This window comes from [Clostridium] aminophilum, assembly GCF_900101295.1.
In the GTDB taxonomy this organism is placed as follows: Bacteria; Bacillota; Clostridia; order Lachnospirales; family Lachnospiraceae; genus Clostridium_R; species Clostridium_R aminophilum_A.
The window spans coordinates 15,404-41,223 of record NZ_FOIL01000017.1 but is presented as its reverse complement, the minus strand read 5'-3'; the positions used below and the strand labels follow the sequence as shown (position 1 = coordinate 41,223).

The following is a 25,820-nucleotide window of genomic DNA, read 5'->3' as shown; positions in this document are numbered from 1 at the left end:
GCCGTTCCTGTAAAGTCATTCTCAAAGTCCGCAAGCGGATCCCGGCCCCGGCTGCCCCATCCCTTTGAAGTACCGGTCATATCGGGATCCCTGCAAAAAAAAAGAAAGGAGTTCCATTATGGAAATGTCAAAAGAGGTCAAAGTCTCCGTTCCGGAGATCTACGGAAGTCTGGTCTTCGGCGACCGTGTCATGAAAGAACGTCTCCCGAAGGAAACCTATAAGGCACTTCATCAGGCCATTGAGGAAGGACGAAGCCTCGATCTGAATGTTGCAAACACCGTTGCGGCAATCATGAAGAACTGGGCGATCGAGCACGGCGCGACACATTTCACACACTGGTTCCAGCCGATGACCGGATTCACGGCAGAGAAGCATGACAGCTTTATCAGCCCGATGCCGAACGGCACAGCCCTGATGGAATTCTCCGGAAAAGAACTGGTAAAAGGCGAGCCGGACGCATCCAGCTTCCCGAGCGGCGGCATCCGCGCCACCTTTGAGGCAAGAGGTTACACCGCATGGGACCCGAGTTCACCGGCCTTCGTCAAAGACGGCACCCTCTACATCCCCACCGCATTCTGCGCTTACGGCGGTCAGGCCCTCGACAAGAAAACTCCGCTCCTCAAGTCCATGGAAGTGCTGAACAGGGAAGCGGTTCGCATGCTTCATCTTCTCGGCCTGCCGGAAGTTAAGCGCGTTGACGTCTCCCTCGGCTCCGAGCAGGAGTATTTTCTGGTAGACAAGACTCTCTACAAGCAGAGAAAGGATCTCCTCTTCACCGGAAGGACCCTCCTCGGCGCAGCCGCTCCGAAGGGGCAGGAGATGGAGGATCACTACTTCGGTGTCCTGAAGCCGAGAATTGCGGCATTTATGCATGATCTCGACACCGAGCTCTGGAAGCTGGGTGTTCCGGCCAAGACCAAGCACAACGAGGTTGCGCCGGCACAGTACGAGCTTGCACCGATTTTCGAGAACATCAACATTGCCGTCGATCACAACCAGCTCGTCATGGAAATCATGAAGAAGGTTGCCGACCGCCACGATTTTGCCTGCCTGCTGCACGAGAAGCCCTTTGAGCGCATCAACGGTTCCGGAAAGCACAACAACTGGTCCATGTGCACCGATACCGGCATCAATCTTCTCGATCCGGGCGATACCCCGATGGAAAACCTTGCATTTCTGGTATTCCTGACCGCCACCATCGCTGCGGTTGACAAGTATGCGGACGCGCTGCGCTGTGCGGTTGCCACTGCCGGAAACGATCACCGGCTGGGCGCCAATGAAGCACCGCCGGCTGTCATTTCCATCTTCGTCGGCACTGAGCTTGAGCACGTTCTCACGTCGCTGATCAACGGAACTCCGCTGGAGAGCGCAGAGAACTCCGTCATGAAGTTCGGCGCACACGTTCTGCCGGCGTTCCACAAGGACAACACTGACCGCAACCGAACATCTCCGTTTGCCTTCACCGGCAACAAGTTCGAGTTCCGTATGCCGGGCAGCGCGCTGTCCTGTGCGGATCCCAACATTGTCCTGAACACCGCGGTAGCAGAGATGCTCTCCGAAATGAATGCGAAGCTCATGGACGTGGAGCCGGAAGACATCGAAGACACGGTTCGCCCGCTCTTAAAGAACATGCTCATGGAGCATCAGCGCATCATCTTCAACGGAAACGGTTACACCGACGAGTGGCTTGAAGAAGCGAAAAAGCGCGGTCTGCCGAACCTTCCGTCCGTACCGGACGCAATGCCGTCCCTGATCTCCGAAAAGAACCTTGCGCTTTTCACAAAGCACAGGATCTTTACCGCAGAAGAGCTGAACGCACGCTATGCGATTCGTCTGGAGAACTATTCCAAGACCATCCATATCGAAGCGCTTACGCTGCAGGATATGGTCCGCAAAGACTTTACGCCGGCACTCTTCCGCTATATGTGCACTCTGGAGACCGAAATTCTCCAGAAGCGCGCAGTCCTTCCGGATCTTCCGTCCACGCTGGAAGAGCACATTCTCCAGCATATGTCTTCGGTTGCAGAAGCCATCGGCATCCGGATCGAGAAGATGGAAGACGATCTCCGCAAGGCGGAATCCATCGGGGATGCGCTCTCCTGCGCACGCTTCTATCACGACGTTGTGCTCGCAGATATGGATGCGCTCCGCGAGGAGGTCGATATCGCCGAGGCGGATATCCCGGATTCCGAGCTTCCTTATCCGACATATGCAAAACTGCTGTCGTCCGCGATCTGATCGGATCGTGGTTCCTGCCACCGACTGCAGTCCGCGGTTCAACCGCAGTTGCCGCCGGTCTGAATGACCATTTGCTTTTCACTTAACTTTATCAGGCCAGCCGGCATGCTCATATTGAGCCTGCCGGCCATCGGAAAAGCCGGTTCGGAATCCCCTTCAAATTCCCATAACCGGTAATCATTGGCCTGACAGCACCCCGTCAGGCCGATTTTTCTGTGTGTTATGAAAATTGATATCACACAAAGAAAAGACCGGTGTGTATCGCTCCCTCCTTTGCGCTGCACACCGGTCTTTTTTTGTTACTTCAGTGCGGCAATCACCGCCTCAATATATTCATCCGTCGATGCCGTTCCATGAAGATCACCGGTCAGATGTTTTCCTTCTGTGAGAACATCATCCACCGCCCTGCGGATCTTCGCAGCACATTCATTTTCACCGAGATACTCCAGCATCAGGCAGGCCGACCAGAGAAATGCCGTCGGATTGGCAAGATGCTTTCCCGCGATATCCGGCGCGCTGCCGTGTACCGCCTCAAACATGGCGTAATCATCGCCGATATTGCTGGACGGAACAAGTCCCAGGCCGCCGATCAGTCCGCTGCAGAGATCGGAGAGAATATCGCCGAACAGATTCTCCATGACCATGACATCGAACTTTGTCGGATCGATCACCAGCTGCATACAGGTCGCATCGACGATCTTGTCATCCGCTTCAATCTGCGGATACTCTTTTGCAATCTCACGGAACTCGGAGAGAATCATTCCCTCCGTCATCTTCAGAATGTTTGCCTTATGAACACAGGTTACTTTCCTGCGGTTGTTCTTCACCGCATAATCAAAAGCCGCACGGATGATTCTTCGCGTCGCTTTTCTGGTGGTCAGACGGATCGCTTCCGCGGTATCCTCATCCACCATATTTTCCTTTCCGATGTACATTCCCTCCGTATTTTCACGGAAAATAACCACGTCGACATTTTCAAAACGGGTCTTTACCGCGCTGTTGGAGCGAACCGGACGGATATTCGCGTAAAGATCATACTTCGTTCGCAGAGTTACGTTCAAAGAGCGGAAACCGAAGCCGACCGGCGTGGTGATCGGAGCTTTGAGAAGCACTCTGTTTTTTTCAAACGACGCATATGCTTCGTCCGGAATCAGTTTGCCGTTCGTCTCCCACTCTTTCTGTCCGACATTGAACATCTCGTACTCCAGCGGTGCTCCCGCTGCTTCCAGCACCTTCAGAACGCTGTCTGTGATCTCCGGGCCGATGCCGTCCCCCCGAAATACGGTAATTGTCTTTTTCATCTCTGATATCTCCTTTTCTGAATATCTCCTTCTGATATCTCCTGTGCCGCCGCGGGATTCGCCATTGCGCCGGCCTGATTTTTTTATGCAACCTTCACGGAGCTTTCAATGGTAACATTCGGGGGACAGAATCAGCTCCCGTCCCCGTATGTGTTTCGTATGTTTTTGTTATTCTGCTGTTTTTTTTCGTGGTGTCCGCGGATTGCAGGCAGTCGGCTGTTGTCTTCTTTTACAGCATCATTGCAACGACAAAGTTATATGCTGCGCAGACGAGCACGCTGACCGGAACACCGACCAGAAGCAGACGGCTGAACAGGGTATTGCGCTCTTCTTCATTGCCAAGCGATCCAAGAATCAGAGAACCGCCGGAAGAGAACGGGCTGATCGCACTGGACTGGGCGCCCAGAACGGTGCAGGCAAACAGCACCGCGCCGCTGAGGCCGGTTGCCGCAGACAATCCCGGAATCAGCGGGAACAGCGCCGGTGCAACAACACCCGTAGTGGAACTGAAGAAACTCATAAATGCGCCGACAAAACTGAATGCGATCGGGATAAACGGCTTCGGAACGTTGGAGCCGATCCATGCGGACAGCAATTCAATGGTACCCGCTTTTACCGCAACGGCAATCAGCATTCCCGCTCCCGCAATCATGATGATGGTGTTCCACGGAATCTTTGCAATCGCTTCTTTCTGCGGTGCAATCTTCATGAGAAGCGCAATCACCGCAAAGATAATTGCAACCAGACCGACATCAACCTTGCCGCTGATGTATTTGATAGAGGCATTGGCCGGCATCAGAATCTGCAGAAGCGGGAAGATCAGAACGATGGCCATCATGCTGAGCATGAGGGTCAATGTAGTCTTCTGTACAGCATTGAACGGTTCCGGTTTCTTAAAAGTTACGCCTTTTCCGATGTTCCGGTTGGCTTTCACAAAAAAGCGGTAGCCGGAGATCAGAATCAGAGAAAATACAACCGCAAACAGGAAAATCTGCATTTCCATTCCAAAGGTATCGATTGCCGCGCCGTTCTCCTTCTCGTACGCAGTCTCCGCAAGGCCGCGGAATACAACACCAAGATTGGATGTCGGGAAGTTTCCTCCGGCAAGCGCACCGCAGTTGATCGCAGCCGCACCGGTCAGCTTGTCCATTTTGGACTCCTCACAGATCATCATGGTGATCGGTGCAAGAAAGGCGAGAACCGTAAAGTAAGTCGCACCCATGATGGACAGGATTACCGCAACGGCAAACAGCGCATACGGAAGAAGTCCCGGAAAACGCCGACATGAATATAAAAGGGACGAGGACATTTTTTCAAGTGTCCCGTTGATCGCTGCAAAGTTGTAGAACAGCGAAACCGATAAAATAACAAACATGGTGTTGGTCGGCCAGAAAGCAATGACCTCCTTCGGCTTGAGGCCGAGAACAAAACATCCGATGATATAGGCAAATACCATGCAGAAAAGACCTGTGTTGATACCGGTCTTATACCCGAGAATGATCGCGACTGCGATCGCCAGAATAATAATTGCGCTTAGCATAAATCCCCCATTTATCTATAATCGCGTTATTGTTGTCACATAAATGAATCCATCACTCTTCTATCCCCAGAAGACGATACGGAATGGTTTTTGTCATGTAGTATACCTGCTCTTCCGGAATTCCGTGATCCACCAGATACTGCATATACTCAGCCAGCGCCAGCTCCCAGTGCGGGTTCTCCGTCTGACCGCCGTCCGTATCAACCATGACATTCTTATATCCGACCTCCCTGATGATCTCAAGGTTGTCCGCCAGATTGCTCTTGTACTTTCCACCGCCCATATTCTGCGCGTAGCACCGCTCCAGGATGACATCGTAATCCTTTACCAGTCTTACCTGATCCTCGATGCTCATGTTCACAACCCACCATTCCGGATGAGTGATGACAATCTTCTTTACGCCGGCATCTCTGGCTGCCTCGGTTATCACGATCGCTTCCTCCGGAGAGACATGCGCAGTTCCGAGAACCGCATCGTAATCACGGATCAGATGGAAAATGTCCTTCAGCTCCGGTACCGCTTTTCCGTCGCGAACCAGCTCAATCCCCTGCGCCGGATCCTGCCCCATCGCCTTCATGTGCTGCTTTGCGGACTGTGTCGGAAGCCAGATTTCCTTCGCGCCGAGCTTCAGCCCTTTCTCCACCGCTTCCGCATTCAGGCCGCCGATCACTTTGTTCATAACGACGCCGCCGTACATGGTGAAACCGGTATGATCACCGTACTTGCTCTTCACGTACTCATTTGTAAGATAGGCCCGGTTTACCGTAAAACCGAGATGAGACTTAATGATGATCGCGCGGGCGCCTACTCGGACCGCGGCATCCGCCAGTTCAAAATCCGTATATGCCCGGATTCTGAGATCGGGATTTGTGTGGACATGCATGTCACACACGCCCTTCAGTGAGATTTCTCCCATACCGTACTCCTTTTTTTTGACCTTGTTGTCACGTTATATCTCGATTATATTCATCCGAAGCTATCGGTGAATCCTAAAATATGCTATATTATGTATCGGAAAAACCGATGGCTATAAAACCCGTTTTTTCGCTCTCCACAACCGGAACGTCACGCGGGCGCCGGCAGCATTCGCCCACAATCTGCTCCCGTCCCCTGAAACGAAAGGATCCCATGGAATTAAAAGACATGAACTATCTTCTGGCCATCGCCGAAGAACAGAGCATCTCCAAAGCCGCGGTACGGCTTTATATGGCCCAGTCCAGTCTGAGCCAGTTTCTCACAACCTGCGAAAATGAGATCGGCTTCCGTCTGTTTGTCCGGACCGCCAATGGCGTCCGGCCCACCGCACAGGGCCAGCTCATGATCGATTATGCCCGAAAGACACTCTCCGAATACCACCTGCTCCGCGATGAAATGCAGGATATTGCCGATCTGAAACGCGGCAGCGTCATCATGGGCATCTCCTCTTTCCGCGGATCCTATCTGGTTCCACCGGTCCTGAACGCGTTTCATCTGGAATATCCCGATATTCACGTAAAAATCGTGGAGGAAAATTCCATCGTTCTGGAGCAGCTTCTCCTGAAGGGTGCGATCGATCTGGCGATGATCGTTCTGCCGGCGGAAAACTCCCGGATTCATGCGGAATTTCTGATCAAGGACGAAATCTGTCTGATTACGTCCTCAACGCATCCGGTCATGGAATTCGCCCATCCCACAGACAAGCCGGACCGGACCGAGATTCCGAAGACAATACGGATTGAAGATACCGTTCCCTTTGAGTTTGCCCTGAACAGTTACGATACCATTCTCGGCCGGGAATCCAGCAAACTGTTCAACCGGCACGGCATCGTCCCAAACGCGTACAACGACTCGCTCTCTGCCCTTTTTTCCGCCTCCATCGGCGCATCGGGAAGATCCCTGGCCTTCACGTATTACACCTCGCGGCATTATTTTCACAACGCAGAGTTTCTGGCGATCGACGATGAGTTTTTATCCATCGATCTCGGAATCGCCCTGCCCCCCGGTCGTTACCACTCGAAAGCGGCGCAGGCACTCCGCAATGTCTTTTTCCGGATTCTGCAGAATTAGGTTTCGGTGTCGACGCTTTGTTTCGGCCCCGCGCTTTGTTTCGGCCCCGGTTCTTCATTTCGGTTCCGGTGCTTTCCCGATGTTTCTTTACATTTCGGTAGCTTACGCTATGATATGAATATAGACTCAAGTTTACGATCCCGAAGGAGAGAATGATGAAAAAAAGAGTATTCACGATTGCCGCAGTGCTCGCAATGACGTTCGGAACCGCGATCACATCGTTTGCCGGATCCTGGCAGGAAAACGGATACGGCCGCTGGTATCAGAACGAGGACGGATCCTATCCGGCCGGTCAATGGAAAGAAATCAACCGGCAATGGTACTACTTCGATAACAACGGATATATGGTTCACGATCGCTGGATCGGAAACTACTACCTTGGTTTTGACGGCGCCATGCTCACCGACGCCACCACGCCGGACGGCTACCGTGTCGGAGCCGACGGAGCGTGGATTCCGGATTCCGTCCGGCCGGCAGACCCCAATGACAGAAAATATTCTGCCTATGTCTATGCAAGAGAAATGTTTTCTCAGGAGTCCAGCTGGATCACCCCGCGGGCCCTGAGGAACTCGCTTACCTATCAGGGATTTTCCTCTGAAGAAACGGATTACGCAATGGATGCGAGCAGCATAGACTGGACCTTACAGTGCGTAAAGCGTATCCAGGCCTATCGTGCGACTTCATGGACGGATGAAGTTATGAAACCATATCTGAAAGAAGATGGTTTCACCGACGCACAGATCGATGCCGCTTTCGCGGAGCTTGGCTGACGTAACGGGACGAAACACGCTTCATGAGTTTCGCCCGTTATCGCAGTATTTGCCAGGTTCTCGTGCAAGCACAAGCTTTGGCTGTAAATAAACCCGCCGGGAAGCGCATTCGCGCTGCCCGGCGGGTTTTCTGTCTTTTTTTGGTCTTTTGCAACGATTCAGCACTCCGGAAGTGTTCCCGGGATCAAGGATGGAATTGGTCTCTCCGCAAAATACTTTTCCGCCGGCTCCGCCAGCTCCAGAAGCCGCCGTATCTTCTCGTTCACCGGCCCGACTTCCGTCCCGGCATCAATGACCCGCTGGCACTTCGACGCAATAACCAGCGCTTTCTCCACCGTATCTTCTGTGAGTGGTGAAAACGCCTTCTCTGTGATCACTTCCGCTGCCAGGTGTTTTGCCACCGGATAATCCATGTCATTCGTCGTGAGAATCCCCGCCGCAAACGGAATTCCGTCCCTCTGAAGCTTCCGGTAGACCGGAATGCCCCGTCCGCCGTTGGAGATCACAAACACCCGCGGCTCACCGGTGGGTGCTTCCATTTCCACGCTTCCGTAGACGGGATCGAAATGCCCCCGTTCCACATGAAAGAGTTCCCGGATCTTCTGCTCCCGGAAAACCTCCTCCGGCGTGCCGTAGGCGGTTTCATGGCCTGCATCAATGCACAGGATGTGATCCGCCGTCTTCTCCGCAAGATCAATCTCATGAAGGGACATGATCACAGTGATTCTTCGTTCTCTTGAGAGTTTCCGAAGAATTCCGAGAAGATGCAGTTTATAGCGGATATCCAAAAAGGATGTGGGTTCATCCAGAACGATGATCTCCGGTTCCTGACATAAGGCTCTCGCAAGCAGGATCCGCTGACGCTGTCCGTCACTCACCTTCGCGAAAAGCCGGTCCTGAATATCTTCCGCTTCCACAAGCCGGAGCGCTTCATCCACTTTTTTCTCATCTTCCGGAGAAAGGATCCCAAGCCGTCCGGTATAGGGATAGCGTCCCGCCGACGCCACATCACGGCAGGTCATGGACTCCGCCTGTATGCGGTCGGTCAGGACCACCGCCATCTTCTTTGCCAATTCAGCGGATGAGATCTGGGAAATGTCCTCTCCATCCAGAAGGATCCGACCGGAAACAGCCGGAAGCTGTCGAATCACAGTCTTCAGAATCGTGGACTTTCCGGCGCCGTTCGGGCCGATCAGCGCCACGATCTCACCCTTAAGAATTCCAAGTTTCATCGCACTCACGACCGGCTTTCCATGATACCCCACCGTAAGATTCTGAAATTCCAAATATAGCTTTTCCTTCATAGCGATTCCATTTCTTTCTGACTTCTCGCAGTCACAATAAGAATCATAGAACAAAGTCCGCAAAACAGGAGGCATAGTTCGTTTATGACTCCACCAAACGGATCACCATTATTGCGAAATAGTGCAGCCCGGCATTTTTTTCCGATATTCCTCCACCTGTTCCGGTGTAACACTGGTACCGGATAAATACAGTCTCTCAAGATTTTTCAGCGCTGCCAAAGAGGAAATATCCGTAATTCCCGGGTTATCGGAAATGTCCAGATATTTCAGATGTTCCAGAGAAGCAACCGGGCTGACATCGCAAAGTGAAACATTGCTCAGCGTTAGGTTTTCCAATTCCGTCATTCCCGAAAGATCCAACTGACCATCCGGTATCACGCATCCCGATATACTGAGTAGTTTCAATCCTGTCAACTGATTCAGCGGGCGAAAATCGGCATCTTCCACAGGACCTTCGATCGTAAGACCTCTCAATTTTTTCAATCGCGTCAGAAACTCCATATTTCCTATCTGATTTCCCGAAAGCGACAATACCTGGATCTTGCTGTTCTCCAGCTGAGACAGATCCCGCGTCGGATTATTCTGAAGCTCGAGTCTTGAAATACTCTTCATTTTCAAAACCGGGCTGAGATCCTCAATAAGATTGTTTTCTACGCTCAAATCAATCAAGTCATCCATATCTTTCAGTTCTTCAAGACTTGACAGGTTGCAATCTGAAGCGCGTAGTGTCTCGATCTTCGTATCTGCCAGCAAAGACCAGTCTGTAATTCCTTTATACCCATCCAGACTCAGAAATTGAAGATTTGGGAACCACACCAGATCCGACAGATTCTGAATACGGAAAACCTTCTCTTCTTCTGATTGCTCCTGATCCGCCAACTGACGACAATCCAGTTTCTCGACCATCTCCGCGTCTACATCCGTAACCGGCTGATCCCCGACAATTCCAAGACTTCTCTTCACCAGCGTTTCCAGTGCCTTGTCCTGAAACAGAATTTCAACCGGTTCACTGTCGATCCGGTAATCTATCTTCAAAGTCTCGGATGGAATGCCGTTTCTGACACTGTACACGGACAGGGTACTTTCTCCTCTCGGAAGAAGGATCGGACGATGATACCTTTTTGCCTGCTCCACATTTTTCCCATCTGCCGTTTCCAGATCGTAATATATTTCGTCCGTGCTGTTGCCGGATAGTGCGACACGGATCCGTTCCGAATACGTTCCCGACTCATGATCTGCCGTCGGCGCCTCAGGCACATATTCATGTTCAAACCATGTCTGGTTGTTTTCCCGTGCAAGATCGAGCAGAGTTCTTCCGTACATCACATCGCCTGAACGCTCGCAAAGATCGGCAAATGTTTCATACACCTCTCTTTCATCCGGCGCCAGCATCATCGTCAACGACAGTGTATCTACCGCAGCTTCAAAATCCGCCCGCTCAGTCTGAACCTTGGCCAGACCGACTCTCGCCTTTATGTTTCTTGGATACTGTCTTAATATTTCGCAGTATTGTTCGGATGCCCCCGCCAAATCTCCCTGTTCCAAGAGCCGCTCCGCTTCCGCGCCCCTTTCCTTTGAGTTCTCCGTATGGGAGCTTTTGAGTCGTTCGGCAATGCCGCATGATGACATTCCTATCGCTGTACACAACAATCCGCCCGCTGCGAGAATCTTTATCCTGCTTATTCTTTTCATGACTTATCTGCGTCCTCTGTTTCTTCTGTTTCAGCCGCTTCCGTTTCCGCCGTTTCCGTTCCGTCTTCCGCCGTCAGATCGTATGCCCCGGCATCGAGCGCGCGGCCTCCTGCTGTTTCCGTTGCATTGGGATCCATCAAAACAACCTGTTTTTGTTTTCCCCTCTGCTCCACGCGCACTCGATACTGCTCTGTCACAGATTCCTGAAACATATGCTCAACTGTCATGTCGTCCAGAATTTCCTGCTGCCGGATTGTCTTCTCCTGTTCCCGTTCCCGTTCGATCTGGCCGCGGCTGATTCGATACCAGGCAAAAAGAGCGGCTACCATGCCGAACACGGTCACGATCATAAACACAAATACATTCAATGTGTACTCCGCGCTGGGGTAGTAGCTTGGCATCTCGAGTAGATGCATCGGATCCTGATTGGAAACGATCAGCAGGATGACAGCCGTGCCAAGCAGAGCAGCTGCCGTCAAAAGCCCGGATAAGATTCTGTTTTTTCTTTCCATGTTCTCCCCCATCACTCCAGAGATCCGCTATGCTGGTGAAAATAATCCGCATAGCTTTCCCGTCTCTTTCCGGCGGCATCCGGTTGCGGCAATCCGATTCGATACTCATCCATATCGTACACCGGTTGATCTCTCATTTCGACTTTCACCGGATGTTTCTTATCCGTCTCCGAATCAGGATCCACCTTATAGGAGAGGGTATATTGATTGTCCAGCCTCAGTTGAATGGCCCGATACACTCGATCAAGTTCCCTCGTCTTTGTCGCGGAAGCATAGGAACCTCCGGTAATCTGATCCGATATGATGGTCAGAAGACTCTCATCGGCGCCCTTCATTCCTATCGTATAAATCCGGATTCCAGACGCTTTCGCCCGTCTGGCTGCTTCTTCCGCAGCCAGACTCTTCTCGTCCACGCCGTCCGAAAGCAGGATCATGACTTTCTGCTCCGCAGAAGCGTCAATCGCCCGGATCCCCGCATCGATTCCCGCGCAGATGTTCGTTCCGCCTTTTGCCTGAACCCCCATAACTTTTGCAATGAGCCCGCTTTTATTCGTCGTAGGTTCCATCTCAACCGTTCCGTTCGATTCAAAGGTGACAAATGACAACTCATTATCCTCTCCCGAATTCCGGGCAAACTGCGATATCGCTTTTTTCGCACTTCCGAGTCTTTCGCCTTCCATTGAACCGGATACATCCAGCACAATGCAGATCGATGCTTTTCCGCTTCCGTCTTTCCGCTCCAGCGTATAATCCGTAACCTTCTGTCCGGAATCCGTTACAAGGATCATATCGGATTTCAGATCCTCCGGTCGCATATAGGCCAGGTCCACCGTGATATCCGGATAATCGGAGGTGCGGATCTTTAAAATGTCAATTCCCGTATACAATTCCCTCAGGTATCTTTTCAAGATCAGATCAAAATTCTCATCTTCCAGTGTAATATTCTGGGTGAGAGCGCTGATCAGATATTTCACATTTCTGTCAAACGTTTTCTCGGAATCCTGACCTGTCAAAACATGATGGAATACATCGGAAAGCTGCGCAAATTCCGGTCCCAGCCATCGTTTTTCCCTGATATCTTTCCCACGAAAAATTTCATCTAAATATTCCCGGGCATGATCTTCCTCCCCTGCAGCCGCCTCTAATCGCGCCAATTGGAGATAGTAGCCGTATTTTCCATCCTCATCCGGCCGGATGGCCTTCAGATAGTTGATGGCCCGTCTGACATAGATATGATCAAACTCGGATGTTGCCATCTCATACTCCGCCATCTTTTTTTGATATGCCTGTACCGCCGGATCCTCACTTTTCTTCTGCCCGTCGTTATTTTCTGCTTCAAGGTCAGCATTTTCCGGAATCTGCCTTTTCAGTTCCTCCAACTCAACCTGAAATTCCAAAAGACGATTCAGCTGTGCATCCAGTTCTTCATCGGATTTGTCATAATTGTGCGCATCCATCTGCTTCGAAAACAGTTCTGACACCAGGATCTGCGCTTTCATATCTCCCTGCGCCGCCATATCCGCCGCAACCTGATATGCCCCGCCGACGCTTCCCTGCTGGAGTTTCGTGTAAATCTCCTGATATTCCGGTTCTACCACAAACGATCGGACCTCTTCCTTCACAGAGTTTTCATCCGACTCCTCTTCCCCCGTGCTTTTCGCATCTGCTTTCAGTTCTTTCTGAATCTCCGCCACCCTGGTATGACTTCGATTTGTCTGATCCCCGACTGCGGAGTATACCGTAAATCCTGCCAAAGCGGAAATGACCGCGATCATAACGGCATCATACGGTCGGAGTGTCAGTTTTCTTTTCTTGCTGACTGTCAGAATCCCAACTGCAATCACCGTTGTTATCAGGAGTATGATAAAAATTGTCATCATTTTTCCTCCATGAGATCGGTCTGATTCATATCAAACAACCGTTTCTCCAGCTTTCCGTAATTCTCAATGCTGTTGCCCCCAGCCATCAGAACCTCCAAATACGGCATGCTGTCCGTTACAGAAATGTCAGTCAGCCGGTTTCCGGCCATCCAGAGTTCCTTCAAGTCTGTCATCGCTTCAAGCGCGGACACATCACTCACCTCATTGTCCGAAAAATCCAGATATGTCAGTCCGGTCAGGCTTCCCAAAGGCGAAAGGTCTGTAATATGATTTCCCCAAATTCCCAAAGAAGTCAGTGTCTGAAGTCCCGAAACGGCATGAATATCCGTCAGATCGTTCCATCCAAGATTGAGCTGCTCCAGTCCGGTCAGCCCGGCGATCGGCGTGATATCGGTCAGATGATTTTTCATCAGCGATAAGTTCTTCAATCCGGAGAGCGAAGAAATCGCAGTCAGATCCGGATGATCCTGGTATGCGATACAGAGTGTCGTAAGGTTTGTGCAATACCGCAGACTGGAATAATCCCGAATATCCCCCTGATAATCATCCGCCCTCATCGTTTCGCCGGTCTTTCGGATTTCCCATTCCGAAAAACGGTACTGACGAAGGGAATCTTTCTTTTCATATGCGTCCGGACCAATGATGTATAATTCCCGAATTCCCGCCAGATCTGCTGTCATCAGCGGTCCGTTTTCCCGGCCGGACGCATTGCGCAGAATCATTTCAAGATCAGGATCGTTTACCGAAACCGGTTCATTCGGCGCGGTAATAGTGTAGTCCAGCGAGAGCGGCTCGCTCTGGTATCCATAAACATTGAAAGCCACCGCATTGATGTGGGTTTCCGGCTGTGTGATCAGGATCCCGTCCTCATATATTTTACTTTTGCTGGTCGCCTTTTTTCCGTCTGTCGTATAATACACGATCGCGTTTTCCGGAATATCCAGCGTCAAGACCTGATAGGCGTCATAATTGCCGGATGGAAGATTTGCCACGGGGCTCTCCACGTCTGTTTGAGATAACATCTGACGAATCCTGTCATCGCGCGTCGAATCCGCTTTCTCCGCCAGAAGTTTTTTGGCTTCCTCCCGTTTCCCATTCTGAATATATGCCTGTGCCAGACTCAGGATCGTATCCGCATCATCCGGTTTCAGTTCCAGAGCCTTTTCATACATGGCTTCCGCCTTCCTGAAATTGTCTGTTCCCTCGTATGTTCTGGCCAGTCCGCTCACCGCCTCCGGATTCTGTTCATCCATTGCGATCGCATTCTCATAGCAGACCATCGCTTCCCGATAATCATCGTTCTCCAGATATTTTTGACCTTCTCCCAAATAATCACTGATCGTTTTTTCTGCCGGCTTTGCGTTCATCCGCGCAATGCCAAGAAAAATATTCATGATATTCCCACTCCAAAGTACCGCACCGGCAATCGTAAAGCCAAGCGCCAGTTGAGAAACGATTTTTCTCTTCATCCTTTTCTCTCCCGTCCAATATGCATTTTCTTCATATCATTTCGAAGAAAGAATTGTTTCCACTCTCTCCTGAAGTTCCCGGATATCCTCTTCATTTATGTATCTCCCCTGAAGTTCCTTCAAACGAGTCCATACTTCTTTTAATCTCTGATGTATTTCCGTATTCTCCGGATTTGCTTCCGCACTCTGCAGATACAGCCTCGTCAGATGTTTCCATCCATACGTTTCATCCGGATACCGCTGTGTCATTGCGAGCAACATATCCTCTGCAGCCTTCGTATCCCCCAACTGAAGATAGATCGCAGTACAGTTCTTATACGCAGTCCGACTGTCGAAACCGAAACCGATCGCTCTCTGATAGTCATCAAGTGCTAAGCGATAGTATTGTTCTCTGATCTCCGCATTCGGCAAAGCAAGTCCATACTGATACGCGGCAGTACCCTTCTTTTCAAAAAACTCCGGGTATCTCCCATCTGAAAATGCTGCGTCTCCGATACAGAGAAGCGCCCGCTCTCTATCGTACCATCCCGGATCATTTAATACAACGGCCTGATGCCGCAGATACTCTGAAGCCTGACGATAAGCCGCCAAAAGAATCATTTCATCTCTGGTCTCCGCGGTCAGCGCTTTCAGCGATTCCGTCAGTCTCTCATAATCATTGCTGCGAATGGATTCCATGACAGGAATGTAACGTCTCAGTTCGGCCACATATGCTCCATCACTCCCACTGAGATATTCAGATGCGGCATCAAGCTGATCGTCGTTGATCAGCGCAATGACATAATCCCGCAGATAGTCTTCATTCTGTGGGTCATGTTCTATCGCGTTCCGGAAATACTCCAACGATTTCTCATCATTCTGCATACCATCATAAACCTGTCCCAACAGATAATTCACTCTGCTGTCACTCAGCGCATTCGGAAACCGTTCCAGGATCTCCTCCGCAACATAGGTCAGACAGTTTTCGTACTCGCCAAATCGGTATTTCGCCGCCGCAACTCCAAGATACCCTTCAAGAACATTGTTTTTTATTTGAATTGCTTTCTGAAATCCCTGTTCCGCATTGCTCAGATCTCCTCTGTCCGCACTCTGAAATGCGCTTTCCATGATCGTTTGATACTGCTCTGTCACCTGTCGGTCATGCCAGAACATACCACCGGCAATCCCTCCCAAAAGAGCAACGCTTCCTGCCAGAACCGAGATTCGGATCCGACGTCCCCGCTGTTTTCTTTTCTGATATCCGGCATTATACTCTTCCACATGATCGAGAGCATATAACACTTGCTGCGCGCTCTGGAATCTCTTTTCCGGCTCCTTTTTCGCGCAAAGACCGATAATCGCGCTCAAACCGTCGGAGATCTCCGGATTCTGTGATGACGTCTCCGGCAGACCATCCGGATATTGCAGCGGGTCTTCTCCCGTAGCAAGTTCGAACAGAGTGACTCCCATCGCATAAATGTCAACTCTGCAGTCTCTCTGCCCCTTCTGAGTGTACTGTTCCGGCGCCGCATAACCCTTCGTCAGATAGATGGGTGTGTTTCCCTGCCCATCCGCCTTAAGCGCGATTCCGAAATCGATCAGATGAAGATGGTTGTCATCATCCACGATGAGATTTCCCGGTTTCATGTCCCGGTAGATGATCGGCGGCGACTGACGGTGAAGATAGTCCAGGGTTCCCGCGATCTCTTTTCCCCACATCAGTATCTGACGTTCCGAAAAAGCTCCGTGCTCTCTCAGGCATTTTTTCAATTCCACTCCCTGCATGTAATCCATCACAATATAAAGGGCCATATCATCTTCTGCAATGTCAACAATCCTCGGAAGCGAAAAATAGCTTAGATTTTTTAAAATATTTGGCTCTGCAAGCAATTCAAACTGACTGTTCTTCCGCTTTTCAACGACTTTCATTGCCCACAGATTATGCAATGCGATATGTTCCACAAGATAAACGGTACTCATGCCGCCCTTTCCAATCTGTCGGACAACTTTGTATCGCCCCATCAGGATCTGATCCATTTTCCCTCCCATATCCAAACAAAAGATAAGACGCAGCCTTTCCATCTCGTCCGCGTCTTATCTTCTCATAAAATATTATTTTATTAAACCTGAAGCTGTATATCTCCTGCCACATAGGTACGGTTTCCCATGTAGATCGCCATCCCGTCTTTTTCTTCAATAACAGTGCCTGCTTCAGAGTTTCTCAGGGTAATAATCTTATCTCCGGCTTTAACTTTGATTGTTTCGCCGTCAGATGTATCAATTACTTTCCAGGAAAAATCCTGATTTTTCTCCACAAACAGTCCAAGGGAATGTTTATCTCTTTCCATAGTTTCTTTCTTGCTTCCAAACAAAAACATATCACCGTCTTTCAGCATAACCGGTTTCTTTCTTCCGCTGAATCCGGCGTCCATATGCGACCGATTAAATACCGTCCCGTTTTTTGTATTATAGTCCAAATAAAACCAGACACCATCAATCCGCTGAAATCTTCCATGCTTTCTGCTGACCATACCGGATGTCATTCGTATATCCGGCTGATTGCCGGTAGCCGGCCGGCCAACCTCCCAAACCGCTTTACTGTCCAGGTCATATTCTGTCAGATGCTGATTTTCGATCACAATCAGATAGTTTTTCTTTTTCATATTATTCATCATCCATCTCCGGCAGTTCTGTGATAAACTCTTCGATTTCCGGTATATTAAGCGTTTTCAACACTTGTCTGGCATATCTGCAGAGTGCATCCGGATCATAATAATCCGAATCGGAATCCAGCATATTATTCAGGCTTGCATCGTCCAGAATATACATGATCACGCTTTCAAATAAATTCTTTGCGCACAGGGGTTCCATGTGTGCCAGTTTCAGCATTTCGTCGATCTGATCATGATCCATGCTCAAATGCAATCCCAGTGAAATGATCTTATTTCTGGTCGGATACCATTTCTTCTGTCGAATTGCAGACACACACTGACGGAGCGACGATGACCAGTTCTGGCTTTCCGCCAGTTCAAACACGCTACCGGCAAACCCGGTATAATTTGCAATAATGTTCATCTTCACATATGCATAAAACCGGTGATACGCCGTCATGAACACCGAGGCATTGTCTTCCACAAATTGCTCCAGTTCAATTTCATTGGCAATACAGGATATCCGTTCTTCAATCCAGACCGTGTTCCCATCTTTCTCATCTTCAGCGCGGCAATCCCGAATCCGTTCCTTTATTCTGTCTAAAATAGAATTGTATTTTTTCAGGATCTCCGGTCCCCTGTAATGATTCAGAACAAAGATACATATGCTGTCCTCCAGGCTTTTTGCATATAATGCCGGATACTGTCCATATCGCTGAAGCAGCTGATCCATACGGATGCGGTCATAACCTGCAGCCATTCCGATCCGCAGAAATGTTTCCCGACTTTTGGGAATAGATCCCTTGCACCACTTATTTACGGATATTCTGCTTACCCCACACTGTTCCGCAAAACTGGATTTTGAAAGACCGGACTCGGTGAGGATCTCCCTCATCTTTTCTTCCCACTGATTCTTCTGAGATGCAATCAATGGAAAAATCCGTTCTTTTAATTCCTCCAATTCCTCACATTTCGCGATTTCATCCCGTAGAAACACGGTTTCATAATTTCTTCTTTCCATCATCCGTTACCTTTTCTGCAATGCAGCCGATCCCATTCAGGCCATCATTACGATTCTCGTGCCTATCCCCACCTGATTGTAGAGGTCTTCCACGTCCGAATTGCGAAGCGCCGTGCAGCCGCGCGTAGCGTTTACCGGCGGCCGGTTTCCGTGAATTTCCACATACGAACCCAGATTGGTGCTCCAGTTATAGGATTTGGCATCATTTGCCGCATATACTGCCTGTCTGGCTTTTTCGTCGATAATCCCGTGCGCGACGCCATAATCCGCATCAGATTTATTTGGATAGGAAATACCGAGAGCCCGCCACAAATGACCGCCAGCTTTCTTCTTGCATACATAGTATTCTCCCTCCGGAGTGTGCATGTCACCCTCCTGATGTTTTTTACCGTCTTTTTCTCCGAAGGTAGCGCAATAGTCTCTGACCTTATTTCCGTTTGTGTAGAGCTGAACTCTATGAGAATCTTTGTCAACCAAAATCATCTGCGTTCCAGCCGATTCTTCACACCATTTCTTCTCATCGATATCGGAATAAACCGGCTGTCCATACTCATCTTCGAACTGTTCCGTTGTCTCATTAAGATGAGAATCTCTGAACGGACGATACTGTACCTCTCCATTAACAATCCACTGTCCTTCCCGATTCACGGTACAGCCATCGACCTCGCCGGACTTGACCAGGTAACCGTCCTTGTCGAAATAATAGCAGGCAGCATCGCCTCTGTTCTGTCTGTCGCCAATCCAATACCAGCGATTTCTCGGATAATTACCGCGATAGTCTACAAAATACGTTCCTTTTTCATCCTGATACCAGCCCTCCGGCTGATCTGTTTCTCCTGCATACGCGGTAAGTCCGAAAAATAATGCGGCGACCAAGCCAAAACATCCTGCTGCAATTCTTTTCTTGTTCATTGATTTTCTCCTAATTCTAACAAATTTTGTCCTCCAGGCTCAAGCAGACAAGCTTGCTTGTCTATTTGAGCCGTCAATCAAAGTTTGAAAGTTTACTTTCAAACTTACTGTTCTTCTTCCAATCATGGGCTTTGCGTTTGTCTGCACAAAACTCATCGTCACGGTATTCTGGCGTCGTGAGATCACCATCAGTCTCCCCAGTTCCGTATCACTTCGATCAATCCTTCCTTGTCGATGTTGTCATATGTCCATAACGGGATATCATTCGCGTCCTCATCCTTGTCCAGGCCGGTAATCCGTTTTCGCTCCTTCCAAAATCCCTCTTCATCGGAAGGCTTACCGTTTACCGTGACTTCATACTCTTCTTCACGCCCGTCGTAATATGTCGTAATCAAATCTGTCGCATCTCCTATCTTTTGAAACCCTTCTCCACTCTTAATTTTATACCAGGTAAACCCGATAATAGCTCGATCTGAATCATCCTCATTTGGGTGTCCAAATTCAGAGTGCACCTCAATAATGCCATTATTGGTTATCCCTATCCAACAACGACTTTCGACAATTCCATCCATTTTATCGCCGTTAACAGCAATCAGATTATCGGCCTGACCGTAATGCATAAAAATTTCCGGAATACCATCTCCGTTGACATCGCACAATCCCCTAAAAAATTGGAGATCCGCACCGGCGGTTTCCTCTTCAATGTTTTGTATAAAGTTGATGATAACGTCTTTCCAGGATTCGTCGATTTTCTTTCCATCCTTCCCGACTTTTTTTCCATCCGGCGTTTTGCCACTGACCATCATTTCCCCGTCATCACCGACATAATAGGTGTCCTCGATCCAGGACCTCTTCATCATCGATCCATCGTTCCCGAAATAATATTTTTTTCCATGGATTTCCTGCCATCCGGTCAACATCCGTCCTTGATTATCCGAATAGTACGTCTTTCCACCATCGTTAATGAGTCCGGTCTTCATAACCCCCTCTTTATCAAAAAAGTACCAGTTCGTTCCGTCGGCCTGGTACCATCCCGTAACAGAAACACCATTTTCGTTGTAATAATGCTTTCCGTCGCTTTCTTCCCAAAAAGTGCGGAAATGCTGTTCTTCCGTCGGTTTTTCCGTTTCTTTTTTTTCTTCATTCTCTGATTCATAGTGAGTTTCAGACATCGTCTCATGGACATTTTTTTCTGCACTATGATCAGAACCACATCCCGAGCCGAACGCTATCGTCATTAACGTCATTGCCACGATCGTCTTTTGAAACATTTTCGTTTTTTTCATCTTTTCCTTCCGTCCCCTTCTCACTGACAATTCTGTGATTTTTTTCCCCTGTCTCTTTTCATGACCGGAATCTCTCTTCATCCCCATGATACCGATCCATGGACTTCTCTTTTTCAGGCAAAGTTTTCATCTTTTAAAAGAGCGCAAAAAGATCCGCAATCCACCGGCAACTCTGGAAGAGTGTTCGGATAGATTGCGGAGCACACAAAACTCTATCGAATCCGAATTACGGTTTCCTTGTCATCTTTTTCTGGATAAATAACACAAAAACAACGATGCCTGCGCCAAAAAGATACGGGCTGATGCCTGCCTGCTTATCTTCTTTCTCCACCTTCTGTGCGGTATCCGTGTGGAAGTTCAGCGTGTACTCGATCTCATGCGGCTTGTCCATGGCGGTGGTGTCCGCGATCACCGGGAACGGCTCGTCAAACGCCAGAATCGGGATATTGAAGATGGAATTTCCCTCGTCATTCAGCTTTTTGTACTGCTTTCCCGCAACGATCATGTAATCATAATTCGGGCTGCTGAACTGCACTGCCGCGATGGCGGTTCCGTCCTTTACGCGGATGCCGGTGGGAGAGGTGACGGATGCTCTTCCGCTTCCTCCCTCCAGCGTCACTTCCACCATATAGTCGCCGTCTTTCAGTTCGGTCTTTGCTGCCGGTGCCTCAACTTCGGCCGCTCGGGTTTCTGTTGCCGTGCTCTCCGCCGCTGCCTTCGTCTCCGCAGCCAGCGCTCCGGCCGGTGCAGCCGTACTGACAGCCGCCGCGAGAAGAACCGCCCGGATCATCATTCCATGCTTTTTCATCGTCATTTATCCCTTAATCTCATTGTTATCCTTTAAAGCTTACTCGCGCGCCCGGTTCCACCGACTCAGTGATGAAGGAGCTTCCGCCGATCACCGCGCCCTTGCCGATGACGGTCTCGCCGCCGAGAATCGACGCATTGGAGTATACGGTCACATTATCTTCCAGCGTCGGATGGCGCTTGGTTCCGTGAAGCTTATGTCCGAGTTTGGTAGACAGCGCCCCGATCGTCACACCCTGATAGAGTTTCACATGAGCGCCGATCACCGATGTCGAACCGATAACAATACCGGTTCCGTGGTCAATGCAGAAGAACTTGCCGATGGTTGCGCCCGGATGGATGTCGATTCCGGTCTCGGAATGGGCATACTCCGTCATCATGCGCGGAATCAGCGGCACTTTCAGAAGCCACAGTTCATGTGCGATGCGGTTGATGGTGATGGCCAGAAGTCCCGGATAGGAGAGAACAATGTCATCCTTGCTGTCCGCCGCCGGGTCTCCGTCAAATGTCGCCTGAAGATCGGTGTTGACATACTCGCGGATCTTCGGAAGTTTTCCGAGAAATGCGATAACGATCTCCTGCGCCTCGTCATTGACAATCTGCTCATCCTCATCCTGGTATTTCGGATCATACCGGAGCGCGATGGCAACCTGCTTGCTCAGATTATAGGAGACATCCTCGATAACCACGGTGAGCTGTCTCTCCAGATGAATACTCCGCCAGGAATGCTCACGGTAATATCCCGGATAAACCAGGCGAAGGAGCTTGTTGAGAATATCCACTACCACCACTTTATCCGGAATACTGAAGATGTCCATATTGTCGACATCACGCTTTTTCGAGTAATCCTCCAGCAGAAGTTCCACAATGTCATCAATCTTGTTACCGATTCTGTCTACAATCATAATCTGCCCTTCCTCCTTTCCATGCCGGCATGATGCCGCACGGTTCAGGCTTTTTCGTCGTTCTTGTGTGTTTTGAATCTGCTGAGATCCAGCTCCGGCATCAGCTCGTCGCTGATGATCTTCATCATGCTTTCCAGCTTCTCGAGATCTTCTTTGGAAAACCGCTCACGGCAGCGCGCCTCCAGCTTCCTGCCGTAGATCAGTCCGATATCATAGTAATCCATAAATTTGCGCGTCGGTCTGAGGAAGAATTCCCTGCGGTCGTCCGTCGACTGCACTTTTTCGATATAACCTTTCTGAATCAGGCTGTTTACCTTATAAGCGGCATTCGGTGCCGAAATGCCCATCATCGCGGCAAATTCCGCCACAGTTGGTTCTCCCAGCGCATGAATACATTCCATACTGAATGACTCCACCGTTGTCAGCGTCGCCTCTCTGTTCTCAAATCTGGAAAAGATCTTCATCAGAAAATAGATTCTGCATTTGTCATAGATTTCTACGATAATGTCAGCCAGCATTCTATCCCTCCAAATTGACCGGAAAAGGCGGTATCCGCAGTCGGAATTCAGCTCCTTCTTCCGGTTTACTCACGTCATTATATCAGTTTCATCCGTATTGCGAAAGAGAAAGTGAGCACATCCCCCGCAAAACCTGTGTTCCGGAATGTGCCCACCTGTCCCGATTGATCCATTCGTCTCCGAATCTTTCAAAAATTATTTGTAACTTAAACTTCCTGCCCCATAGTGTTCGTGAAGTCCGTAAAGAAAGCGATGAAGTGCAGTGAAGTAATTGATGAAGTACGATGAAGTCGCCTTTTTGACGCCCGTTTTTTCCGTGCGATCACTCCGAGATCGCAAAGACGATCTCCGCCTTGCAGACGGTCTTTCCGTCAACCTTCGCTTCTCCGGCGCCGATGCCGACCGGTCCGTGACGCTTGATCAGTTCGCAGCGGATCTCCAGAACATCACCCGGAACGACCTGCTTTTTAAAACGGCATTTGTTGACGCCGCCAAAGAGTGCGATCTTTCCTTTATCCTCCGGCGTTCCGAGGGCCGCAACAGCCCCGGTCTGTGCCATTGCCTCCAGAATGAGAACTCCCGGCATCACCGGGTGTCCCGGAAAATGTCCCTGGAAAAACGGCTCGTCCATCGTCACGCATTTGCGGCTGATCGCCCATTTGCCCGGTTCATAGTCCAGAACCTTGTCGATCAGAAGAAACGGCGCTCTGTGCGGCAGAATGTTCATAATCTCTGTTGTGTCGAGCGCGTTCGCATTGTCCCGCGGGACTTTCGGCATGGTCTCTTCTGCCGCCGTCTCATTGACAGCTGATGCATTTTCCTGCATATAGTTTCCTCTCTTTTGTCTTTTTCAAGACTCGTATCACACACCGGCGAAGCGCAGCGGCTTCAGCCGGGAGTTTATGGTCACATTTTCCGGAGCGCTGTTATACTCTGCGGAAGATCACCGCCGCATTGTGTCCGCCGAATCCGAGGTTATCGCTCAGAACCGCGCTGACGTCCGCATTTCTTCCCTCATTCGGAATATAATCCAGATCACAGACCGGATCCGGTGTCTTGTATCCGATGGTCGCCGGAAGGAACTGGTCCTCGATGGCCTTTACGCTGAAGACCGCCTCCACGCCTCCGGCTGCACCGAGAAGGTGGCCGGTCATGGACTTGGTGCTGGAAACCTGAAGCTTTGCGGCATAATCGCCAAACACTTCATGGATCGCCTTTGTCTCACCGGCGTCGTTCAGCTTGGTGGATGTTCCGTGGGCATTGATGTAGGTGATCTCCTCCGGTTTCATGCCGGCGTCTTCCAGCGCCAGACGCATGCAGTCTGCCGCGCCCGATCCGTCCGGAAGCGGTGCGGTAATATCATACGCATCGCAGTTTGCGCCGTATCCGACGATCTCCGCGAGAATCTTTGCGCCGCGCGCCTTTGCGTGCTCCATCTCCTCCAGAACGAGGATGCCTGCGCCTTCGCCCATGACGAAGCCGGCGCGGTCCGCATCAAACGGGATGGATGCCCTCTCCGGATCTTCCAGTGTGCAGAGTGCCTTCATGGAAGTAAAACCACCAATGGCAAGAGGAGTAATACAGCTCTCCGCGCCGCCGCAGACCATCACATCCTCGTATCCGTCGCGGATGCGGTGGAAGGCGTCACCGATGGCATTGCTTCCGCCGGCACAGGCCGTCACCGGGCAGGTGCACATTCCCTTCATGCCGAAACGGATGGCAACTCTTGCCGCCGCCATATTGGAGATGGCGGTGGGGATAAAGAACGGGCTGACACGGTCAAAGCCCTTCTCGCCGCCTTTTGTGTGCTCTTCCTCGATGGTGCCGATGCTTCCGATACCGGAGGAAATGATGACGCCGCAGCGGGCCGGATCGGTATTGGCCGGTTCGTCTCCGTCCACGCAGCGGATGCCGCTCATCTCCACCGCCTCAATCGCCGCGTAGAGACCGATCTGTGTAAATCTTGCCATATGGCGGGTCTCTCGCTTCGCGATCCGGTCGGTGGGATCAAAATTCTTCACCTCACCGGCAAGCTTCGCGGCGCTCTCCGTCGTGTCATATGCTGTGATCTTCGCAATACCGCATTTTCCCTCACGGATCGCGTTCCAGCTGTCATTCACATTATTTCCGGTCGGATTTACGGTGCCGAGTCCGACAACGGCTACTCTGCGTCTGTTCATAACTTTCCTTTCTCACATTCCTCCGTCGACACCGAGAACCTGCCCGTTGATATAGCCGGCCTTCTCCGATGCCAGAAATGCAACCGCTTCTGCGACATCCTCCGGTGTGCCGATCCGTTTGGCCGGAATACCTGCCAGAATCGCCTCTTTCTCTTTCTCCGGAAGATTGGCGGTCATGTCGGTGGCAATGTAGCCCGGTGCGACGGCGTTGGCCGTAATATTTCTGGATGCCAGTTCTTTCGCAATGCTCTTGGTCAGTCCGATCACGCCGGCCTTGCTGGCGGCATAGTTCTCCTGTCCCGCATTTCCGTGAATTCCCACAATACTGGAAAGATTGATAATACGGCCGTATTTCTGGCGCATCATCGTCCTGGTCACGGCCTTGCAGCAAAGGAAGGTTCCTCTGAGGTTGGTTCCAATGACCTGATCGAAATCCTCCGCACTCATGCGAAGCATGATGTTGTCTCTGGTAATGCCGGCATTGTTGACCAGAATATCCACGCGTCCGAATGCCTCCACGGCTTCCGCGATGAGGCGGTCCGCCTCCTCTTCTCTGGAAATGTCGGCTTTCACGGTCATGACCCGGATTCCCTCGCCGCCGGCCTCTCGGCACAGCTTTGCGGTCTCTTCCGCTGCCGCCGCATTGCCCGCAAAGTTGATGCAGACATCACAGCCTTCTTTTGCCAGTCTGACGCAGACGGCGCGGCCGATGCCGCGGCCTCCGCCCGTTACCACCGCCGCGCGGCGGATTTCCTTTGTTTCCATCGGTTTCCTCCATATATTCACAGTGACCCTCTGCTGCCTCTGC

22 protein-coding genes are annotated in these 25,820 nt (G+C 50.5%); 3 read left to right on the top strand and 19 right to left on the bottom strand.

Annotated elements, in window-relative coordinates; genetic code table 11:
• Positions 1-118: 118 nt before the first annotated feature.
• A complete protein-coding gene (locus BMW41_RS06235) occupies positions 119-2,239 on the top strand; it encodes a glutamine synthetase III family protein (RefSeq protein ID WP_330386947.1) in 2,121 nt (706 codons plus the stop codon).
• A 299-nt stretch (positions 2,240-2,538) separates the two neighbouring features.
• Here the strand turns inward: BMW41_RS06235 and BMW41_RS06225 are convergent, their stop codons facing one another.
• The 3 genes from BMW41_RS06225 to BMW41_RS06215 form a co-directional block, all read right to left on the bottom strand.
• Positions 2,539-3,540 (bottom strand): isocitrate/isopropylmalate dehydrogenase family protein, encoded by a 1,002-nt coding sequence (locus BMW41_RS06225; protein ID WP_074649340.1) that lies wholly within the window; start codon positions 3,538-3,540, stop codon positions 2,539-2,541.
• 229 nt (positions 3,541-3,769) lie between these two features.
• Complete coding sequence (locus BMW41_RS06220; protein WP_074649339.1) at positions 3,770-5,080, bottom strand: SLC13 family permease; 1,311 nt, start codon at positions 5,078-5,080, stop codon at positions 3,770-3,772.
• Between the two features lie 52 nt (positions 5,081-5,132).
• The gene (locus tag BMW41_RS06215; protein WP_074649338.1) at positions 5,133-5,996 is read right to left on the bottom strand and encodes a DUF6282 family protein; all 864 of its coding nucleotides are present in this window, start codon (positions 5,994-5,996) and stop codon (positions 5,133-5,135) included.
• Between the two features lie 212 nt (positions 5,997-6,208).
• On the opposite strand from BMW41_RS06215, the gene BMW41_RS06210 reads away from it, so the two are divergent.
• Together BMW41_RS06210 and BMW41_RS14305 are read left to right on the top strand one after the other, a co-directional pair.
• Positions 6,209-7,126 carry a LysR family transcriptional regulator gene (locus tag BMW41_RS06210; RefSeq protein ID WP_074649337.1) on the top strand — a complete coding sequence of 306 codons (918 nt, stop codon included), beginning with the start codon at positions 6,209-6,211 and terminating at the stop codon, positions 7,124-7,126.
• A 155-nt stretch (positions 7,127-7,281) separates the two neighbouring features.
• Positions 7,282-7,896 (top strand): hypothetical protein, encoded by a 615-nt coding sequence (locus BMW41_RS14305; RefSeq protein WP_143050822.1) that lies wholly within the window; start codon positions 7,282-7,284, stop codon positions 7,894-7,896.
• A 158-nt stretch (positions 7,897-8,054) separates the two neighbouring features.
• Here the strand turns inward: BMW41_RS14305 and BMW41_RS06200 are convergent, their stop codons facing one another.
• From BMW41_RS06200 to fabG, 16 genes are all read right to left on the bottom strand, one after another.
• On the bottom strand, positions 8,055-9,200 hold the full coding sequence (locus BMW41_RS06200; RefSeq protein ID WP_074649335.1) for an ABC transporter ATP-binding protein: 1,146 nt from the start codon (positions 9,198-9,200) through the stop codon (positions 8,055-8,057).
• A gap of 108 nt (positions 9,201-9,308) precedes the next feature.
• On the bottom strand, positions 9,309-10,745 hold the full coding sequence (locus BMW41_RS06195) for a leucine-rich repeat domain-containing protein (protein ID WP_177171175.1): 1,437 nt from the start codon (positions 10,743-10,745) through the stop codon (positions 9,309-9,311).
• A gap of 143 nt (positions 10,746-10,888) precedes the next feature.
• Positions 10,889-11,404, bottom strand: coding sequence for a hypothetical protein (locus BMW41_RS06190; RefSeq protein WP_143050820.1), 516 nt, complete (start codon positions 11,402-11,404; stop codon positions 10,889-10,891).
• Between the two features lie 11 nt (positions 11,405-11,415).
• A complete protein-coding gene (locus tag BMW41_RS06185; RefSeq protein ID WP_074649332.1) occupies positions 11,416-13,281 on the bottom strand; it encodes a vWA domain-containing protein in 1,866 nt (621 codons plus the stop codon).
• Complete coding sequence (locus BMW41_RS06180) at positions 13,281-14,753, bottom strand: leucine-rich repeat domain-containing protein (protein WP_074649331.1); 1,473 nt, start codon at positions 14,751-14,753, stop codon at positions 13,281-13,283. Before BMW41_RS06180 ends, BMW41_RS06185 begins: the two co-directional genes overlap by 1 nt.
• A 36-nt stretch (positions 14,754-14,789) precedes the next feature.
• Positions 14,790-16,769 carry a serine/threonine-protein kinase gene (locus BMW41_RS06175; protein ID WP_074649330.1) on the bottom strand — a complete coding sequence of 660 codons (1,980 nt, stop codon included), beginning with the start codon at positions 16,767-16,769 and terminating at the stop codon, positions 14,790-14,792.
• 83 nt (positions 16,770-16,852) lie between these two features.
• On the bottom strand, positions 16,853-17,404 hold the full coding sequence (locus BMW41_RS06170) for an FHA domain-containing protein (protein ID WP_074649329.1): 552 nt from the start codon (positions 17,402-17,404) through the stop codon (positions 16,853-16,855).
• On the bottom strand, positions 17,397-18,407 hold the full coding sequence (locus tag BMW41_RS06165; protein WP_074649328.1) for a helix-turn-helix domain-containing protein: 1,011 nt from the start codon (positions 18,405-18,407) through the stop codon (positions 17,397-17,399). The genes BMW41_RS06170 and BMW41_RS06165 overlap by 8 nt, the downstream gene beginning before the upstream one ends.
• A gap of 33 nt (positions 18,408-18,440) precedes the next feature.
• On the bottom strand, positions 18,441-19,316 hold the full coding sequence (locus BMW41_RS06160) for a L,D-transpeptidase (protein WP_074649327.1): 876 nt from the start codon (positions 19,314-19,316) through the stop codon (positions 18,441-18,443).
• 188 nt (positions 19,317-19,504) lie between these two features.
• A complete protein-coding gene (locus BMW41_RS06155; RefSeq protein WP_074649326.1) occupies positions 19,505-20,689 on the bottom strand; it encodes an N-acetylmuramoyl-L-alanine amidase family protein in 1,185 nt (394 codons plus the stop codon).
• A gap of 139 nt (positions 20,690-20,828) precedes the next feature.
• Positions 20,829-21,410 (bottom strand): hypothetical protein, encoded by a 582-nt coding sequence (locus BMW41_RS06150; RefSeq protein WP_143050819.1) that lies wholly within the window; start codon positions 21,408-21,410, stop codon positions 20,829-20,831.
• 25 nt (positions 21,411-21,435) lie between these two features.
• On the bottom strand, positions 21,436-22,314 hold the full coding sequence (locus BMW41_RS06145; RefSeq protein WP_074649324.1) for a serine O-acetyltransferase: 879 nt from the start codon (positions 22,312-22,314) through the stop codon (positions 21,436-21,438).
• A gap of 44 nt (positions 22,315-22,358) precedes the next feature.
• Entirely contained in the window at positions 22,359-22,832 is a 474-nt protein-coding gene (locus BMW41_RS06140) for a MarR family winged helix-turn-helix transcriptional regulator (protein WP_074649323.1), read from the bottom strand.
• A 322-nt stretch (positions 22,833-23,154) separates the two neighbouring features.
• Positions 23,155-23,610 (bottom strand): 3-hydroxyacyl-ACP dehydratase FabZ, encoded by a 456-nt coding sequence (gene fabZ, locus BMW41_RS06135; RefSeq protein WP_074649355.1) that lies wholly within the window; start codon positions 23,608-23,610, stop codon positions 23,155-23,157.
• Positions 23,611-23,758: 148 nt separating this feature from the next.
• The gene (gene fabF / locus BMW41_RS06130; RefSeq protein WP_074649322.1) at positions 23,759-25,012 is read right to left on the bottom strand and encodes a beta-ketoacyl-ACP synthase II; all 1,254 of its coding nucleotides are present in this window, start codon (positions 25,010-25,012) and stop codon (positions 23,759-23,761) included.
• 12 nt (positions 25,013-25,024) lie between these two features.
• Positions 25,025-25,777 carry a 3-oxoacyl-[acyl-carrier-protein] reductase gene (fabG, locus tag BMW41_RS06125; RefSeq protein WP_074649321.1) on the bottom strand — a complete coding sequence of 251 codons (753 nt, stop codon included), beginning with the start codon at positions 25,775-25,777 and terminating at the stop codon, positions 25,025-25,027.
• Between the last annotated feature and the right edge of the window lie 43 nt (positions 25,778-25,820).

Excerpts from the sequence above, each read along its gene's own strand:
- BMW41_RS06235 (WP_330386947.1), top strand. The coding sequence starts at position 119 with ATGGAAATGTCAAAAGAGGTCAAAGTCTCCGTTCCGGAGATCTACGGA.
- BMW41_RS06225 (WP_074649340.1), bottom strand. The coding sequence starts at position 3,540 with ATGAAAAAGACAATTACCGTATTTCGGGGGGACGGCATCGGCCCGGAG.
- BMW41_RS06220 (WP_074649339.1), bottom strand. The coding sequence starts at position 5,080 with ATGCTAAGCGCAATTATTATTCTGGCGATCGCAGTCGCGATCATTCTC.
- BMW41_RS06215 (WP_074649338.1), bottom strand. The coding sequence starts at position 5,996 with ATGGGAGAAATCTCACTGAAGGGCGTGTGTGACATGCATGTCCACACA.
- BMW41_RS06210 (WP_074649337.1), top strand. The coding sequence starts at position 6,209 with ATGGAATTAAAAGACATGAACTATCTTCTGGCCATCGCCGAAGAACAG.
- BMW41_RS14305 (WP_143050822.1), top strand. The coding sequence starts at position 7,282 with ATGAAAAAAAGAGTATTCACGATTGCCGCAGTGCTCGCAATGACGTTC.
- BMW41_RS06200 (WP_074649335.1), bottom strand. The coding sequence starts at position 9,200 with ATGAAGGAAAAGCTATATTTGGAATTTCAGAATCTTACGGTGGGGTAT.
- BMW41_RS06190 (WP_143050820.1), bottom strand. The coding sequence starts at position 11,404 with ATGGAAAGAAAAAACAGAATCTTATCCGGGCTTTTGACGGCAGCTGCT.
- BMW41_RS06185 (WP_074649332.1), bottom strand. The coding sequence starts at position 13,281 with ATGACAATTTTTATCATACTCCTGATAACAACGGTGATTGCAGTTGGG.
- BMW41_RS06180 (WP_074649331.1), bottom strand. The coding sequence starts at position 14,753 with ATGAAGAGAAAAATCGTTTCTCAACTGGCGCTTGGCTTTACGATTGCC.
- BMW41_RS06175 (WP_074649330.1), bottom strand. The coding sequence starts at position 16,769 with ATGGATCAGATCCTGATGGGGCGATACAAAGTTGTCCGACAGATTGGA.
- BMW41_RS06170 (WP_074649329.1), bottom strand. The coding sequence starts at position 17,404 with ATGAATAATATGAAAAAGAAAAACTATCTGATTGTGATCGAAAATCAG.
- BMW41_RS06165 (WP_074649328.1), bottom strand. The coding sequence starts at position 18,407 with ATGATGGAAAGAAGAAATTATGAAACCGTGTTTCTACGGGATGAAATC.
- BMW41_RS06160 (WP_074649327.1), bottom strand. The coding sequence starts at position 19,316 with ATGAACAAGAAAAGAATTGCAGCAGGATGTTTTGGCTTGGTCGCCGCA.
- BMW41_RS06155 (WP_074649326.1), bottom strand. The coding sequence starts at position 20,689 with ATGGGGATGAAGAGAGATTCCGGTCATGAAAAGAGACAGGGGAAAAAA.
- BMW41_RS06150 (WP_143050819.1), bottom strand. The coding sequence starts at position 21,410 with ATGAAAAAGCATGGAATGATGATCCGGGCGGTTCTTCTCGCGGCGGCT.
- BMW41_RS06145 (WP_074649324.1), bottom strand. The coding sequence starts at position 22,314 with ATGATTGTAGACAGAATCGGTAACAAGATTGATGACATTGTGGAACTT.
- BMW41_RS06140 (WP_074649323.1), bottom strand. The coding sequence starts at position 22,832 with ATGCTGGCTGACATTATCGTAGAAATCTATGACAAATGCAGAATCTAT.
- fabZ (WP_074649355.1), bottom strand. The coding sequence starts at position 23,610 with ATGCCGAAAGTCCCGCGGGACAATGCGAACGCGCTCGACACAACAGAG.
- fabF (WP_074649322.1), bottom strand. The coding sequence starts at position 25,012 with ATGAACAGACGCAGAGTAGCCGTTGTCGGACTCGGCACCGTAAATCCG.
- fabG (WP_074649321.1), bottom strand. The coding sequence starts at position 25,777 with ATGGAAACAAAGGAAATCCGCCGCGCGGCGGTGGTAACGGGCGGAGGC.